Origin of the sequence: Streptomyces sp. S.PB5, assembly GCF_030403745.1 — a bacterium.
GTDB lineage: Bacteria > Actinomycetota > Actinomycetes > Streptomycetales > Streptomycetaceae > Streptomyces.
Window position 1 is genome coordinate 1 of sequence record NZ_JAQMWP010000023.1, and the last position, 16,692, is coordinate 16,692.

Genomic DNA, 16,692 nt, shown 5'->3' on the forward strand with positions numbered 1-16,692 from the left:
GTGCCCGCACAGCGCGTGGAAGCAGGAAGCCTCCGGAAGGGTCAGACGACCCAGGCTGGAATCCCTGGACTTTAGGCCAGGGAGCACGTCAAGGCGTGCTGGGCGAGTCTGTGAGCTGCAGGCGTGGTGGTGGCGGCAGCGGCGTAGGCGCTCCCGTCTCTGGTGCGGCGCGGAACGCCTCGATCACGTAGGCGGCGAAGCGGCGGGAGGCCGTGGCCCGGGCGGCACGCGGCGTGCCTTGGAGGCCCCGGTGGGCCATGAGCATGAGGATCAGGTCGTCGACAACGAAGCCGGGGCGCAGCTGGCCGGTCTCCTGGGCGCGGCGGGCCAGTTCTCCGACCGCGCGCAGAGTCTGCTCTTGGTCGGCGGCGAAGTCCGTGGCCTCGGGGAAGGCCGTCATGAAGGCGTCGGCGAATCCCCGGCTGTGCGCGTGGAGTTCGCAGATCCGCTCGATCAGGCTCCGGAATCCGTGCCACGGGTCCGGGTCCGAAAGGGCGTCGCGGACGGCGGCGTGGCAGGCTCGCCGCTGCTCGGCGAAGGTCTCCGCGATCAGTGCCTGTTTGGCCGGGAAGTGCCGGTACAGCGTGGCGGGGCCGACGCCGGCGTGCCGGGCGACCTCGCGCATGGGCGCACTCAGGCCCTCTTCGCCGAACACCGCGCGGGCGGCGTCCAGGATGCGGGCCCGGTTGTCACGGGCGTCGGAGCGCACGGTCTGAGGCAAACGACTGGTCATCGTTTCTCACTTTAGCCAAACGGACGGGGGCGTCCGTTACGGTCCGATGGCGGTGCTGCCGCCCGGTCCCGGCACTTCGCCGGTGGTGCCCCGGCCGTGGGGGCCGGCTCGACGCCGGCGGCCGCAGCAGCTGCGATCCGTCCTTCCACCGACCCGAGGAGCCGAGATGAAAGCCGTCGTGATCAGGACGTTCGGAGACCCCGATGGCCTGGAGATCGTCGATGTGCCCGTGCCCGTTCCTGCCCCGGGGCAGGTGCGGATCGCCACGGAGGCGATCGGGGTAGGCGGCGTGGACGCCGTGATCCGCCGGGGAACGCTTGCCGCCTACGGCTTCCGGGAGGGCCATATCCTCGGCAGCGAGGTCGCGGGAAAGGTCACCGCGGTGGGAGATGGGGTGGACGCCTCGTGGATCGGGCGGCGGGTGTGGGCGTTCACCGGCCTGTCCGGTGGGTACGCCGAGCAGGCCGTCGCCTTGATCGAGGACGTCCTTCCGCTGCCCGACGGCCTGACCGGCGCTGACGCGGTGACCCTCGGCGGCTCCGGCGTGGTCGCCCACTTCGCCCTGGACCGGGCCCGTTTCACGTCCGGCGAGACGGTGCTCGTGCGCGGTGCTGCGGGCAGCATCGGGATTACGGCGGTCCAGCTCGCAGCCAGGGGCGGTGCGAACGCGGTGGCGGTCACCACCTCGTCGGTGGAGCGTGGCGCCCGCCTGCGGGACTTGGGCGCGACTCATGTCATTGACCGCTCCGGTGAGGGCGGCTCGGACGCGCCGGCGGGCTTCGACGTGGTGATCGATGTCGTGGGGGGTCCCCAGCTTCCCCTTTTCCTGGACAAAATGAACTCCAACGGGCGGTACGTGGCTGTCGGCGTAGTCGGCGGGCAGCCGCCGGCGGACTTCGGCATGCGGCTGATGGACGCCTTCCGCAGGTCGTTGTCGTTCGCCACTTTCAGCTCTGACACCGTGCCCGGCCCCGACCGGCAGGCCGTGCGGTCGTCCCACTTCGCCGATGCTGCGCACGGAGGCCTGCGCACAGTCGTGCATGCAGTGTTGCCGCTGGACCAGGCGGTGCTGGCCCACCGCGAGATGGACGCGGGGAAGGTGTTCGGCAGGGTTGTGCTGGCGCCCTGAGCCGGGCCGGGACGGTGTTCGCGGCCCAGTCAACGCAATGGGACCCGCTCAGATCGTGGCTGACGCCCGGCGGCGACGATGGTGATCGTCGCGCCGGGCACGTGCGTGGTGCCCTGCGACCGCTGTCTCGACATCAGGGTGCGCCGCCGTGCGGGCGCCGGGTGATGATGCCCTGGATGGCCGTGGGCCACTTTTCGACTCAGCGTGATGTCACCCGATGGAGGGCGAGGATCGCTTTGACCAGGTCGGTGATGCGCGTGGTGCTGCAGCGGAGCTTGCGCAGCAGCCGCCAGGTCTTCAGGGCTGCGATGGCCTGCTCGCCGAGGGCGCGGATCTTGGCGTGGGAGGCGTTCACGGCCCGCTGGCCTGCGGAGAGCTTGTCCCAGCGGCCGTGGTAGGGGACGCAGACGGTACCGCCGGCTCCCTGGTAGCCCTTGTCGGCCCAGCAGCGCACACCGGCGTCGGTCAGGGCGTCGACGATGCCGTGCGTGCGGGCGGCTTTGACGTCGTGGACTGCGCCGGGCAACGCGGGCGAGGCCCACAGTAGCCGACCGAGGGGATCGGCGATGACCTGCACATTCATACTGTGCTTCTTGTGCTTGCCAGAGTAGAAGGGGCGGTCGGCAGCGATCCGATCGATCGGCAGCAGGGTGCCGTCCAGGATCACGAACGCCGTGCGGATCGCAGAGCGGACGGCAGTTGCGAGGTCGCAGGCGTGGGCGGTCAGGATCTCAACCGCCTCTGCGACGTACCGATAGACGGTGGCGACGCCGACGCCGAACCCAGCCGCGAGCTGGGTGTAGGTGTGACCGCACCGCAGGTGGGCCAGAACAAGCAGGGCCTGTCGGCCGCAGGTCAGCCTGCGCCACCGTGTCCCGCGCTCCCGACGCCGAGCGGCGAGTAGGCCGGTCAGGTAACGCAGGGTCGCGCTGGACAGATCGATTCCCGATGGATAGACAAGCACGTGAAGCTCCAGGCGAACAGGTTGATCTTAGTCGACAACCCATCTACCAAGAGCTTCATCTCTTCCCCAACACCGTTCCCACGCCAAGTCGCCTGCCGATCACCCAGGTTGGAAACGGCTCAGTCACTTGTCTTCAGTGGCTTTCAACGAGCGGCCGCCCGGCTCTCCGGGGCGCCCTGGTCGCTGATTGAGGTGCGCGCTTCGGTCGCTGTTTACGGATTTGACGACGGGGTGTTCCTCGGGCCGACGGCACGTCGCGCGGAACGAGGAGGGGCGAGTGAACAAGCGACAGGCCCAGGTCTGGGCTGGCATCGACGCTGGCAAGGGCCACCACTGGGCAGCGGTGGTCACGCAAGCGGCTTGACTTCGTCATTGAGGCTCGTTGATGGCTGCGATCAGCACTGTCGCTTCGTGGCGGACGGCGAGCTTGTCGTAGCGAGTGGGTGCGCCACGAGGCGCCATGGAGTCGAGTGAGGTGAGAGACCTTCACCGCTGGGTTGTCGCAGCAATCCGGTTGAAACAGGGGGCAGTTCGCTTCGGGGGATGCCGAGGCGGGCGGTAAGCAGCCCCGACAACGTCGGGACGGGCTGGCACTGTCAGACGGTCCGGGTCCGGCAAGCGAGACGGGAAGGTGTACGCGAGGAACCAGTGCCTGACGCCCCGTAATTACGACACCGGCTCCAACCTGGCGGCTACGGGCCGGACGCAGTGCACGACCGCCGATCCTTGGTGGTCGACTCCGAAGCCGACTCCACTTATCGGCGGGGAGGCCGCGCCGAAGATCTGCGGCGTAGGTGCGGCGATGCTGCCGGGGTAGAGCTGGGCGCCTCACCCGTCGATCGATTCCGTGGTGAACGTGGGAACTGTCTGCGGTCGCCCTTGGACCGGGCCTCCAGTCCGGCGGGGGCAGGCCCATCGCCGGCTGATGGCCGTGGGGCAGGGCGGAGGCTCCGTAGTACTCAGAGGCCGGGAGAGCCGGCCACACGGGGAAGGGGGCCAGCAAATCGGCAGTATGGAGGCTGGAATGCCAGGAGGCTGTCGCCGGTGAATACCGACGAGCTGGAGTGGGCCTTGATGAAGGCCGAGCGCCGGGTACTGGGGATTCAGACCAAGCTGCACCGTTGGGCAAACGATGATCCTCATCGCAGGTTCGACGATCTGTTCAACCTCGTGGCCGATCCCGCTTTTCTGTTGGTGGCGTGGGATCGAGTCCGGGGAAACAAGGGTGCCCGCACGGGCGGGGTGGACGGCAAGACCGCTCGTTCCATCGAGGCCGGGCAAGGAGTCGAGGTATTCCTCGGCAGGCTGCGGACTCAGCTGAAAGACCGTAGTTTCCGGCCGGTTCCGGTGCGCGAGCGGATGATTCCCAAGGCGAACGGCAAGCTCCGTCGTCTGGGGATCCCGACCGTGGCGGACCGGGTGGTCCAGGCATCCTTGAAGCTGGTGTTGGAGCCGGTGTTCGAAGCGGATTTCCTTCCGTGTTCGTATGGATTCCGCCCGAATCGCCGGGCACATGACGCGATCGCCGAGACACGCTATCTGGCCAGCCATGCGTATGAGTGGGTGGTGGAAGGCGATATCACGGCGTGCTTCGACGAGATCTCGCATGCGGCCCTCATGGACCGGGTGCGGGGTCGGATCGGGGACAGGCGGGTGCTGTCTTTGGTGAAGGCGTTCCTCAAGTCCGGGATTCTGTCCCGGGACGGGATCTTCACCGACACTCACACTGGAACCCCGCAGGGTGGGATTCTTTCGCCTCTGCTGGCCAACATCGCGCTCTCGGTCCTGGACGAGCACATCGCCCCGGCGCTTGGGGGACCAAGCAGTACCTCCAACGAGCGGCGCAACCGGCGACGTCGAGGGTTACCCAACTACCGGCTGGTCCGGTATGCGGATGACTTCCTCGTGCTCGTCTCCGGCAGCCGTGAGGATGCCGAAGAACTGCGAGACGATGTCGCTGGGGCACTGAAACCGATGGGCCTGCGCCTGGCGGTGGAGAAAACAAGGATCACTCACATTGACGAGGGCCTCGACTTCCTTGGGTGGCGCATCCAGCGACACCAGAAGCGGGGCGCTGACCGGCAGTACATCTACACCTATCCGGCACGGAAGTCAGTACGTTCCGCAACGGCCAAGGTGAAGGAACTGACCCGGCAACAGAATGTTGGCCTGCCGCTCACTTCCCTGCTGCACCGGTTGAACTCACTGCTGCGGGGGTGGTGCGCGTACTTCCGCCCCGGAGTGTCGAACGTCGCTTTCTGCTATCTCAGCCACTTCGCGTGGATGAGGGTGACTCGGTGGATCCGACGCAAACATCCCGGGATCACGTGGAAGCAGCTCCGTCGACGCTATTACGGCGGTGGCTGGTGGCCTGTCACGGAGGAAGTGGAGCTGTTCAACCCGGCCAAGGTAAGCACGACGAGATACCGATACCGGGGAACCGTTATCCCGAGCCCGTGGCCCATTACGGGATGAGGAACTGAAGGGTCCATAACGGGATTTGTGGAGAGCCCGGTGCCCGGAGACGGGCACGCCGGGTTCGGGAGGCGGCTCGGGGAAACCCACCGATGGAGACATCGGCAGGGCGCCCCGAGTCGACCTCACCGACGGCCCGGTGGCGCTTGAGCTGGTTGATCCCGCACTCGACCGCGTGCCGCTGCCTGTAGTCGTCGTCGAACTTCGGTGGCCGCCCGCCATGCGATCCGCGCCCCAGGCGGTTGCGGACCCGGTCCGCGGGAACCGGGATGGTGGCCTTGATCCCGCGTCTGCGCAGGCAGGAGCGGTTGCCGCGGGAGTCGTAGGCCTTGTCGGCCCGCACCCGGTCGGGGCGCTTGCGCGGCCTGCCGCGGCCCAGCCGCGGAACCCGGATGGCCTCCAAGACCGGCTCGAACTGCGGGGAGTTCGCCCCGCTGCCCGGCCGTGATCAGGACCGACAAGGGCTTTTGCCCTTGCTCGACCGCGAGGTGGATTTTGCTGGTCAGTCCGCCACGGGAACGTCCAAGGCCGTGGTCGGCCGGCTCGACGAAGATCCCGCCGGGCGGTACTTTTTGGAGGTCCCCTTTTTCGCTGTCCCGGCGGCGTGCTGGTGGGCCCGGCAGACGGTGGAGTCGACGTTGACGTCCCAGGTGATCAGGCCCTTCGCGTCCGCCTCGGCCTGGAGCCGGGTGAGGATCCTTGCCCAGGTGCCGTCCCGCTGCCGGCGCCGGAACAGGTCATCGACCCGCTCCCACGGCCCGTACCGTTCGGGCACGTCCCGCCACGGAGCACCGGTCCGGGTCCGCCACCGTATACCGTCCACCAGCTGCCGCCGCGTTCACACCTGCGGCCGGCCCGGCTTGATGCCCCGCGGCAACAACGGCTCCAGCCGGGCCCACTGGCCGTTCGTCAGATCCCCACGTCCCACAGGACATGATCATCAACGAACAAGATCCACTCTCGCAACAGACCCTAGCGAAGCAGACAGGCTTCCAACCACCCGTGGCCTGCACCGACACCGAACGTCACCGGTCCATCTTAGAGACGTCGAACGCCAGGTTCTGAATAGATGTCCGTCGGGTGCCGGTGCTGCTCACGGCGAGTACCGGCACCATCTACCCGTCTATCCGGAGGCTTCGCTGAGCCCGAGTGGCAGCAGGCATCATGATCCGGTACTCGGACGAACCAGCAGATCACTCGGTGGTGCTGGATCCGCTAACAAGGAATTGGGTTCTGAGCCGTCGGCAATTCGGAACTGTCTCCTCCCAATTCATGGGTATATCGGGGTCGATAGCTTCCGGCAGTGAGCTCAAACGGTGACACCCGGCTGATCGTCTCGATGCGTGGAACCCCTACGACACACGCATGAGCGGCAGGGATCGATGCGCCCCGAACAGAGGCACACACGGTCAGCGCTCATTCCATGACTGCCATACTCGGCATCGATGAAAAGCCGCATCAAGGCGCTCTGTTTCACATGCGGTGCTACAGGCTGCCATTGGGGGTATAAGCGTGCCGAAAAATACCACAGCTGATTTTCTGCGCACCATTGTGCCTGGAGACGCACGGGAGTTCGTCTGCCCGGCATGCGGAGTGCCGATGAGTCTGCGGAATCCCGGATCCTTCGAGCTCAACCTGACGGTCAACGCTCGCAAGGAGTTCAATGAGACCATCCGGCACTACGGTGCTTTCCTCTCCTACTTCGAAACCGAAGCCGCGGCACGGAACATCTCCAGCTCGACCAGGAACGATGCGGTTACCTACGCACATACCGAGCGCGATGGCCTTGATCCGTCTCAGTTCACACGAGGTCTCTACAGCACCAAGGGTGCTGACGAGGTCCGTGAACACTGGTGGAACCGCTTCGACCACTACGAGTTCTACCGTCTGGTCCACGAAGACCTCCTGCCTCTTGCGGACCTGGAAGCGGTTCTTGCCGAGGCCCGCGCATCGGAAGAATCGGCGCAGGCCGATGCAACATCCGCCCGGCAGACGGGTTCTCGGGCGGTTCCCGGGGAGCGGACGAGGACGACGGCCGCACCCCAGAACACTGCGGCGGAGAAGCCCTTCGAGGCTGCCGCACGTGTTGTGCTCGGCGGCTTCGAGCCGCTGCGGATGCCAGGCCACATCATGTCGCTGGTCTTCGACCAGCCACACGTCCGGCGTTGGCTCAGCGACACCGCCGACCTCGGATCGGCATTCGGCCCGACACGGCGGGAGGCCGGTGGCTCAGCCACGCTTGCGTCTCTGAGCGCACAGCCGGAGGTGGCGCCCACGCTCGCCGGTTACCTCGGTCTGCTGGAAGAGGTTGTGGAAGACACGAGCCTTCTCACTGTCCTATTGGGGCCTCAGTACGTCGATCGGCGTCGCAAGCTCCTCGACCGGATCCGACGGGCCCGACTGGTTCTGGTGCTGCTTCTCGGCCATGCGTCGGATCTGGTCCCCAAAGAGTTCCCGGGTCTCGTCGAGCAGTACGTGCCTTTCACTCTGCCCCGGCGGGTCGTGGTGGCGCCGAAGCTGCTGGCCGATCTCCTTGAGTCCGCGGCAATCACCGATCTCTCCGGACTCCGGCTCTCCGACGAGTACGTGAGCCTCCTGCTGGGCGATGGGCTGAGTGCCGACCCCGCCCCACTGACCCAGGACCAGAAAGCCCGTCTCATCGCAGAATTCGTGGTCCAGCTAGGAGACGACACCCATAAGGTGTTCACGTTTGTTTGCCGGGGCCCTTCCGGAAGGTCGGCGGAACGGGCACGCGAGCAGGCCTTTGCGGCACCGCCACGCAGCTATGCTCCCGATGAGCCGGACTACTGCGGCTGGTATCCCAAGCCCGACGAGACACACCCGGTCGTGTTCATCGGCAGCCCCGGAACGAGCAAGTCCACGCTCATGCTGACCGGGCTCCTGCAGTTCTACAACAACGCCCAGGCCTTGGGAGCCACTGTCGGTTTCCAGTCGGACAAGGACTTGCGTGAGTACGACAACTACGTCGACCGCTACTGGGAGGGTGCGCTGCCCGATCCCACCCCCGCGGGTTCACGCAACAGCATTCAACTGCGGGTGGAATCAACCACTGACCCCACGCGAGGTGCGAACTTCGTCTTCACCGACGTACCTGGAGAGGTGACTTCGCGGAGCGTCAGGGGTGAGGGAGCGGATCCTATCGTTCTGGGTGTCCTCAAACACGCCGAGACCGTGGTGTTCCTCTTCGATCTGTCCATCGAGCAGGCCGTGCAACGTCAGCTCGCGAACTCCCCCGCCCAGGAGAGCTGGGCGGCGCTCCAGCGCAACGCGGACAAGGTCATGAAGGAGCGGCTGCCGAGCCAGGACAGTGGTGCCGCCCCCGGCCGGAGCGACACGGCACCGAGCGCCGCCCTGCGCAGTCGCGCACGTGTCAGCCAGCTGGACCTCCTGGAACGCATGATCTCCGATCTGCGCGAGATTCGCGGCCACGATCTGCGCACCGGAGGCCCGAACTTCATCTGCATCGTTCCCAAGACCGACCTCTACGTCGCTTCGGTCGCTGACGACAGGGATCCGCGCGAGAGCCGCATCAAGTTCCTCACCAAGTTCTACGACTGGTTGATCGACCAGCGGATCCTGTCGCCTACCGCGAACGGACCCGATCTCGAGAGCTCCCGATCGCCGAGCGGGGCCATCGAGTGGTATCGGTCGGCCGCCGTCTACGGGTGGCTCGGCAGCAGCGGCCAGGGCGAGGTGGGCGGCCCCATGGCCAGGCAAACGATCCATCGGCAGCTCGAGCTGGTCCGCAATGTGTCCGACCAAGCGCGGGAGGCCCTGGAAACCATCGGCGAAGCCCTCGGACCCGCCGCGTCCGAAGCCGAGGGCGAAGCCCGCGGAGACGGCGCGTCCGAAGCCGATGTGCGCTCGCTTTCGGACCTGGTGCGGGCACGTCTCATCGAGCGGCTCCAGTCGGTCTTCCGCTCGGAAGACGTCTACTTCCTGCCGATTTCCGCGCAAGGGTCCGATGTCCCGGACGTCATCCCAAGTAGCGACGAAGCCCCTCTGGAGGGACGCTCACAAGAGGCACGGTCCCAACAGCGTGGCCTTGGGTATCCCCCGAACGCAAAGTTGTCGCAATACGCCTTCATGCTCCCCGTCCTGCTTTCTTTGCGTGGCATGGACAATGGGGCCGTCTGACAGTCCGTGAGAAATTCCGGCAAAGCACTCACCACGGGGGCAACGTAGTGAGATCTCAAGGCAAGCAGGTATGTGTGCTGTCGGGTCCCGCCGCGAGAATCGACCTCATCGAGCCGCTGGCGCTGCCGCACGGGGGCCACACCTACCAGCTTCTTCAGCCTCGCGGCGCTAACGCGTGGGTGGCCGACGCTTTTAGAGGTGCGCAGCTGAGCTTGCGTCCGGACGGTTCGTTCCGCTGGGGCTGCCGAACTGATCCCGTCGGCAGCGTGGGGCTCGACGGCGTTTGGACACGTCATGGCAACAGGGTGCGCCTCACGGCGCTCCAGCGTCGTACGCCTGGTGGATACGACATCACGCTGGACGGACTCCTCGATCGCGCGGAGAGCGCCGACGACATATGGAACGTCGACGCAATTCTGTCGGGTGGGGGCGGTTTCACGCGGGTCTGCGGCAGAATCCGCCAGTCCCTCGCAGCCTCCGGCCCGATTCCGCGGCCGGTCGGCGACGGTACCGATGTCCCGGCCGAGCAACCGTCGGCTCTGGTCCGAGCCGTGTCGCCGATCGACACCGTCTGGCCGGTGCTGGACGTCTGGATCACGCCCACTTCCGGATTCACGGAGGTCGCACCCCGTGCGGGAACGATCCTGTTCGCCAAGTCCACGGAAGGGCGGACTTTCGATCTGACCCTGGCCTGCACCGGGCCCATCGGCGCGGGGTACATCCACTGGTGCGTCACCGGGCTGGAGCGGGCACGTTGCGAGCAGTCGGGCCGCATCCTGGTGCGCTCCGTGTCCGCCTTGCCGCACTGGTACGCGCAGGACGACACACCCATCCCTTTGGCCCTACGGGACGTGGAAGCAGATCTTCGCTATCGGGCCGAAGACTTCACGCTGCACGGCACTGTCACCGCGACAGGACGCGACGGAGCGCTGCGCGTGGCCGAGGTGGCCGGAGGGCTGCAGAACCCCGGTGTGGAGTCACTGCGTGCCCCGCTGGGCCGCCTGGGGTTGTCCGGCTCCTGGCGAGGTGCCCTCGGGCCGGTGACCGCAGCCACGGTTCCGGGCCCCGCCTACACCTCCGGAAGCACCGAACTCCTCGTCCGCGAAGACGGCGAGCTGGTTCTCGCCGACGACCAGGAGCCGTACGGCTTCCTACGACATTCCAGAGCGGAGGACACAGCCGTGGGCCTCGCAGGAGTTCCGGGCGACATGGAACTCGTCGTTCTTGCCCGGGAAGACGTACCAGTCGATCTGTCCGAACTCGGAGTCGCCGACGCGGAAGCCCTCCGCCATCTGGCACAGGAGGCCCTTGCCGACGGTCTTACCGCGACCGCTCGGCCGCTGCTGGACCACGCCTCCGACCTGCTCGGTGAGGACACCGAGCAGACGCGGATGTCACAGGTGCTGCTGCTGAACTACCAGTTGAGGGCGGCATTCGAACTGCGCGACTACGACGGAATGCTGCGCCACCTACGCTCCGCGGTCCGGCTCAGACAGCGGTTGCTGCGGGAGGACACACCGTGGGGAACCATGGTGCACCTGCTTGGCCCCGACGTGGCCCGGATGCGGTCCATGCTGGAGCTGATGGCGGCGGAGTCCCTGCGTATCCGCACCATGCTGCAGCATCTGGACGATGTGGCGCAGACTCTGGTCCCCAAGCTCATCGAGCCCACCGAGCCTGCGCATACGGCAGAACTCGACTCCGCTCTGACGCTGGCACTCAGGGCGGCAGCCGACGCCGGGCACCGGCTGAGCGAGCAGGAGCTCACCGCCGACATTGGGCTACCCCCAGACCTCGCCGAGCAGCGCGCGGCGCTGGTTCACCGAGTGAGGCTCTACGGCCCCGAGAACGCCCACCTTCTGACCGCGCTGGAGAAGCAGGAGGCGGATTTCGTCTCCGCCCTGCGACAGCGCGCGGGACTCAGCCAGGAACGCCGGTTGGCCGCCTATGAGTGCTACATCGCCTCCTGCACGCTGCGGTCCACTGCTCTGTCGCTCGAGACGATCGCTGACACCGTAGAGCGACGACGCCTTTCCGAAGCTGTCGAGATGCGCACCTCCTCCAGCCGTGAAGGTGCCGCACAACTCAGCGGTTACATCGAGAACTGGCGCAGTCTGCTACGGGAGGACGGGGATCGCATCCAGTCGGTGGAGCGGGCGCAGCCCTTCTATGAGGACTTGGTGCGGCTGATGCTGGACGTGGACGCGCCGGCTGACGCGCTCCAAGGGTCCGAACTCGCCCGCGCCCGCGCTTTCGCTGACCTGCTCAACGACCAGTCGGCTTCTGCTGAACGTTCTGCCGCACAATCTGGCCTGACCACTGACGAGCTGATCGCAGCCTGCACCGCGACGAGGCGTACCGTCGTCGAATACTTCGTCCACGGAGAAGGAGTGGTCGCCTGGGTCATCCCACCGACTGGTCAGGTGACGGCCCTTGAAGTCGGCGTCCGGCGCGAGAAGATCGCCGAGGCCGTGTCCGAATTCCACACGCTCGCCGCCCTCGGACGTCCCGGCCGATCCGAAAGAAGCAGAATGGCGGACGTCCTCGCCTGGCTCGGCGAAATTTTGTGGAACTGCCTCCCGGATGAGGCCTTGCCCCCGGACCCTGACGAACCAGTCGTCGTGATCCCGCACGGTCCCCTGTTCAGGGTACCTTTCGCGGCGTTGAGGGACCGGAGCCGCCGCCATCTTGCCGAGCGTCACTCTCTCGTGCTTTCCCCTGCCATCGCGATGATTCCCCAGCTTGCTCGTCGCCGCGCCGCCCGCGCCCGGACCGTTGCCGATGGCCGACTCCTGGCTCTGGTCAATCCTTCCCCGATGCCTCTGGCATCCCTGCCGGCCTTGGAGTGGACCCAGCTGCGATTCGGCGCGGTCACCACGTTCTACAAGGGCGCCGACCGTGTCGTATGCGTCGGTCGCGGCGCCTCTCTCGCGGCACTGCGAGCCCACGCGCCAGAGGCGGACGTACTCATCCTGGCCACTCACGCGAAGGCCCTGGACACACCTGGCACGAACCCGATGGATTCGTACATCGCCCTCGCGCCGTCACCTGGCCACGACGGCATGCTCCGTGCTCGTGAGGTGTTCGACCTGGACATCGGCGCCGACTTCGTGATCCTCAGCGCCTGTGAGACCGGCGCCGGGTTGGTGACCGGTGATGGTGTCATCGGTCTGAGCAGGGCGTTCCTCGCCCGTGGGCCGACCACACTGCTGATGACGCTCTATGAGGTGAGGGAACAGCTCGCGTTGGACCTCGTCCACCGCTTTCACCACCATTGGAGAGGGGTTGGACTGGGCGCCGCCGCTGCCCTCAGACACGCTCAGCTGGAGCTCCTGGAGACTTTCCCCGACCAACCCCATCTGTGGGCGCCATTCGTTCTGTTCGGCCTTGACATACCAACGGAGGGTCTCGGATGAAGGACGATGTGATCGCGGTGGACGACTGTCCTCTCGCTCCTGACCAAGTCCTCGCCGGAATAGACCTGTTCAGCAGCGATCAGGCACTGTCGCCAGGCACAGGTGGCCACGGTGTGCGGGAAGGCGGAGTGACGTTCGGCGTGCCCACTGTCTACACCATCCGGCCTCAGGACTTCCCCGGCATGGAGCGCCGACCCGACGTGGACCAATGGAACTACGTACTGGTGCACTTCAGATTCGACCTCGAGGCGCTGCCCCGGGGTCGGCGTTACGTCAGCGCCCAGTTCAAAGTCGCCTTCGATCACCCCCAGAGCGTCGCTCTCGCTCTCTATCCGGAGCTGATCACCACGGCCGTCGACGTGGAGAGATCACGGACGTTCACCCTCGGCCCTACCCTCGCCTTCGCGGGACTGGGCGAGCTCTCTCTGGGCGAGGCGTCTTTCGGGCGACGTTTCCGTTTCACTCAACTGCATCCGGTCATCACCTCCTTCGGCGGCGGCAAGCGCGCATTCTCCTGGACCTTTGCAGCCCAGCAGAACGCCGAACTCGTCGCCTGCGCCCGTGCCACCTTTGCCGTGGTACAACTCCCCAAGGATGTGGGTGAGTTCCGCACCACGTTCGCCTCCGAGGTGGAAGTCTCGCGCCGGGTACTGGGCGTCTTCGAACCCGTCGCGGCGAGCGGCAGCACCGAGCCGTTCCTTTTCCGGCCTGCCGCCGGAAGTTTCACTCCCGCCCGGCAATGAGACTGGCCACAGCCAGGGGGAGGACGCCGTGCCTCCCATTGAGAACGTGTTCAGGCCCAGCTCGCGGAATTGTTCCCGGACCCGCTCCACCAGGTCTGGCTCCGGGGTAGGTGTGTTTCTCAGGCGGAAGGGCAGCCCGAAGGCGTCGTACTTCGCGGCGCCGAGTTTGTGGAAGGGCAGGATGTCGACGCGGTCGACGTTGGCGAAGCCGGAGAGGAAGCCGGCGAGTCCGTATACGGCGTCCGGCGAGTCGGTCCAGCCGGGCACCACTATGTACCGGATCCACATCCGGTTGCTGAGCCGGTGCAGGCGGATGGCGAAGTTGCGAGTGGGAGCATGTTCGCCGCCGGTCAGCTCCCGATATGTGCGGACGTCGAAGGACTTGATATCCAGCCGTACCAGGTCGGTGTCGGCGAGGGGGTTCGTCGGTGGCGTGAGCGCCCAGGGAGCCGGAGGTGTCCAGAGCGGTGTGCAGACCGACCTCCTTGTAGCGGCGCAGTACGGCGGCTGTGAAGGCGGGCTGGAGCAGCGCCTCGCCGCCGGGTGATGGTGACCCCTCCCCCGACCGTGGTGAGAACCTGATTTGGAAGGCCTCTGCACGTAAGCCCTGGCCAGTGGTTGCTATGGATCTGGCTGCGGGTTGACGCTCGTGGAGTGGGGCCGGGACATGTCGCCGGCGATGGGGAGAGCCGACGTCCCGGGCCACAGGGGGTGAGTCTGATGCCCGTGAGTGCGAAGGTCGGGAGTGTCTCTCGCGCGAGGTACGACGAGCTCGTGAGTGAGGACCGGCAGCTCGTACTGGACGAGTCGAAGATCCAGTTCAAAATCGGGGACGACGCCTTGCAGATCTGCCCGTTACGCGACTGGGGCGGTTCGCAGCCCGCGGCGAACGAGGACCTGTTCGGGGTGCGGGAGACGCTGGAGATGTTCGCTGACGACATCGGCGTCTCTTACAACCAGGTGCGGACCTACCGGTACACGGCTGGCCGGTGGCCGCGTGAACACCGGGCGGAGGGCGTCCCGTTCGAGATCCATCGCATCCTGGAGAAGCTGGAGGAACGCTTCGAGCGGATCGCCAGCCCGCCGAAGCACCCCGCAATGGGAGGCTCCAGTGGACGGGGGATGCCGCGAAGCGGCAGGTGGGCTGTCAGGTGGACACGCCGGTGTCGGTGCAGGAGAAGGTGGAGGCGATCCACGACCTGGCGGCGGACGAGCAGGTGGCCGCGCGGGTGGCGACCGACTTCCTGCGCCGTCCCGGGGTCGCCTTCCGCGCGGCCGGCGACAGGACGGCCCGGCACCTGTTCAACAAGGCGCAGTCCGACCGGTGGCGGCAGGCCGAGGAGGCCGCCGCGGAACCGCTCGCCCCGCAGGAGGAGAGCCCGGTGGCCCCGGCGATCAGGGCGATCGACCGGACGCTGGAGTTCTTGGACCTGGTGGGTGCCTGCCACAAGTTCGTGGCCTCCACCAACCGGCTGGTGCCGCTGATGCGGGACCGGACGCTGGCCTCGGACGCCCAGGAGATCATCGGGCAGAACCTCGCCCGGGTGCGTGCCGCGTGTGACTGGGTGGAACACGCGGTGTCGACGGGTGAGACCGACATGGACGAGGAGCTGGCGAAGCTGCTGCGGGGCGAGTGGCGGTGCCCCGCTCACACCGCAAGGGCGATGCGGCCCGGGAGCACACCCGGTGCATCTGCCGCATTCTGATGGAGGCCCGCCCTGCCGGGCTGCACTTCCCGCAGCTGCGGATCGCGTGTGAACTCACCCCTGCCCAGACCCGTTCCGGGCTGGCGTTGCTGCGGGACATCATCGACGAGATGGGCTGGCCGCCCTTGGTGCACAGTCGGGCGGACGGCTACATGTTCACCGCCGACCCCGATGAGCTGGAGCAGTACGAGGTCGCGAAGATCCACGAGAAGCTGACCGAGGTGCGGCGGCTGATCATCGCGACGGTCGGCCCGCACGCCCGGCTGGCCCCGGACGACAAGCGGGTCCGGCACATGATCACCCAGCTGAACTCGGACGAGTCGACGCTCGACCTGATCGCGTGAGGAGGCGGTAGCGATGCGGCAGCGACGTTACCCTTCGGATATCACCGACGCCGAATGGGCGGTGCTCGAGCCTCTGCTGCCGCCCGCATGGACGACGCGGCGCGGCGGCCGACCCGAGAAGCACCCGCGCCGGGAGATCGTGGACGGCATTCGGTATGTCTGCTCCGAGGGCTGCCGCTGGCGTGCTCTGCCCGCGGATTTCCCTCCGCACCAGACGGTCTACGGTTTCTTCCGCCGCTGGACCAGGTCCGGGGTCTGGAGCACGGTCCGTGACCGTCTCCGGCGCGAAGTCCGCTGCAAGATGGGCATCTCCCCGCACGCGGTGGCCACCGTGCTCGACGCTCAGTCGGTCAAGGCGTCCGAGACGGTCGGCAAGGACAGTCGCGGGTGGGACGGCGGAAAACTCGTAAATGGAAGGAAAAGACACCTCCTGACAGAGACGCACGGCCTCCCGCTGGACGTCATGGTGACCTCGGCCGGTCTGCACGACAGCAAGCCGGCCAAGGACCTGCTCATCCGCGCCCGCCGCCGGCATCCCGAACTCGCCATCGTCTGGGCCGACTCCGCCTACCGCGGCCCGTTCGCAGAGTGGGCCAAGTCCGAGCTGAAACTCACGATCAAAACCGTGAACAGGCCCAAGACGCCAGCGGCTTCGTTGTTCTGCCTCGTCGCTGGGTGGTGGAACGATCTTGGGCGTGGGTGATGCACGCCCGGCGCCCGGTCCGCGACCACGAACGGCTGCCCGAAAGCTCCGAAGCAATGATCAACCTCGCGGCGATCCGGCTGATGACCCGCCGCCTCACCCGCCAGACCATCTACCCTGCCGCCGCCCGTCCACGCCCGGGCAGCGCCCAGAAAGCAGCTTGAACGGCCCGCTCCTACTCGTCATCCCAGGCGTCATCACCCTGCGGATCGTTCACTTCAGCCGGGGCAACAGCACGGTCAGCGGCCCCTGATTCTTGTCCAGGACCTCGTTGCTTCCCGGGTGTGGCCGCCCCTTTCTACGAGATCGCCTCACCCCGGG

At 66.8% G+C, this 16,692-nt stretch carries 10 protein-coding genes and 3 pseudogenes; 8 read left to right on the forward strand and 5 right to left on the reverse strand.

Going from position 1 to position 16,692, the window contains the following annotated elements; all coding sequences use genetic code 11:
• Positions 1-88 precede the first annotated feature (88 nt).
• On the reverse strand, positions 89-733 hold the full coding sequence (locus tag PH203_RS41380) for a helix-turn-helix domain-containing protein (protein WP_289927232.1): 645 nt from the start codon (positions 731-733) through the stop codon (positions 89-91).
• 166 nt (positions 734-899) lie between these two features.
• Between PH203_RS41380 and PH203_RS41385 the strand changes: the two genes are divergently transcribed.
• Entirely contained in the window at positions 900-1,862 is a 963-nt protein-coding gene (locus tag PH203_RS41385) for a zinc-binding dehydrogenase (RefSeq protein WP_289927233.1), read from the forward strand.
• A gap of 199 nt (positions 1,863-2,061) precedes the next feature.
• Here PH203_RS41385 and PH203_RS41390 read toward each other — a convergent pair whose 3' ends face one another.
• The gene (locus PH203_RS41390; RefSeq protein ID WP_289927235.1) at positions 2,062-2,826 is read right to left on the reverse strand and encodes an IS5 family transposase; all 765 of its coding nucleotides are present in this window, start codon (positions 2,824-2,826) and stop codon (positions 2,062-2,064) included.
• Positions 2,827-3,870: 1,044 nt separating this feature from the next.
• Here PH203_RS41390 and ltrA point away from each other — a divergent pair.
• Positions 3,871-5,301: a group II intron reverse transcriptase/maturase gene (ltrA, locus tag PH203_RS41395; protein WP_289927236.1), complete on the forward strand. Its 1,431-nt coding sequence runs from the start codon at positions 3,871-3,873 to the stop codon at positions 5,299-5,301.
• On the opposite strand, the pseudogene PH203_RS41400 reads toward ltrA, so the two are convergent.
• Together PH203_RS41400 and PH203_RS41405 are read right to left on the reverse strand one after the other, a co-directional pair.
• Positions 5,291-5,731: pseudogene (locus PH203_RS41400) on the reverse strand (transposase); the annotation flags it as partial. The gene ltrA and the pseudogene PH203_RS41400 overlap by 11 nt on opposite strands.
• A gap of 72 nt (positions 5,732-5,803) precedes the next feature.
• Positions 5,804-6,124, reverse strand: coding sequence for a transposase (locus tag PH203_RS41405; RefSeq protein WP_289927237.1), 321 nt, complete (start codon positions 6,122-6,124; stop codon positions 5,804-5,806).
• A 776-nt stretch (positions 6,125-6,900) separates the two neighbouring features.
• On the opposite strand from PH203_RS41405, the gene PH203_RS41410 reads away from it, so the two are divergent.
• From PH203_RS41410 to PH203_RS41420, 3 genes are all read left to right on the forward strand, one after another.
• On the forward strand, positions 6,901-9,459 hold the full coding sequence (locus tag PH203_RS41410) for a hypothetical protein (RefSeq protein WP_289927238.1): 2,559 nt from the start codon (positions 6,901-6,903) through the stop codon (positions 9,457-9,459).
• Between the two features lie 74 nt (positions 9,460-9,533).
• Positions 9,534-12,875 carry a CHAT domain-containing protein gene (locus tag PH203_RS41415; protein WP_289927239.1) on the forward strand — a complete coding sequence of 1,114 codons (3,342 nt, stop codon included), beginning with the start codon at positions 9,534-9,536 and terminating at the stop codon, positions 12,873-12,875.
• Positions 12,872-13,618 carry a hypothetical protein gene (locus tag PH203_RS41420; RefSeq protein ID WP_289927366.1) on the forward strand — a complete coding sequence of 249 codons (747 nt, stop codon included), beginning with the start codon at positions 12,872-12,874 and terminating at the stop codon, positions 13,616-13,618. The genes PH203_RS41415 and PH203_RS41420 overlap by 4 nt, the downstream gene beginning before the upstream one ends.
• 51 nt (positions 13,619-13,669) lie before the next feature.
• Here the strand turns inward: PH203_RS41420 and PH203_RS41425 are convergent.
• Positions 13,670-14,193 (reverse strand): annotated as a pseudogene (locus PH203_RS41425) (pyruvate formate-lyase 1-activating enzyme); the annotation flags it as partial.
• A 564-nt stretch (positions 14,194-14,757) separates the two neighbouring features.
• Here PH203_RS41425 and PH203_RS49810 point away from each other — a divergent pair.
• The 3 genes and pseudogenes from PH203_RS49810 to PH203_RS41440 all read left to right on the forward strand — a co-directional run bounded on the left by PH203_RS49810 (position 14,758) and on the right by PH203_RS41440 (position 16,535).
• The gene (locus PH203_RS49810; protein ID WP_354671306.1) at positions 14,758-15,324 is read left to right on the forward strand and encodes a DUF6192 family protein; all 567 of its coding nucleotides are present in this window, start codon (positions 14,758-14,760) and stop codon (positions 15,322-15,324) included.
• Entirely contained in the window at positions 15,258-15,668 is a 411-nt protein-coding gene (locus PH203_RS41435; RefSeq protein WP_289927240.1) for a RacP protein, read from the forward strand. The genes PH203_RS49810 and PH203_RS41435 overlap by 67 nt, the downstream gene beginning before the upstream one ends.
• A gap of 13 nt (positions 15,669-15,681) precedes the next feature.
• A pseudogene (locus tag PH203_RS41440) lies at positions 15,682-16,535 on the forward strand (IS5 family transposase).
• Positions 16,536-16,692 lie beyond the last annotated feature (157 nt).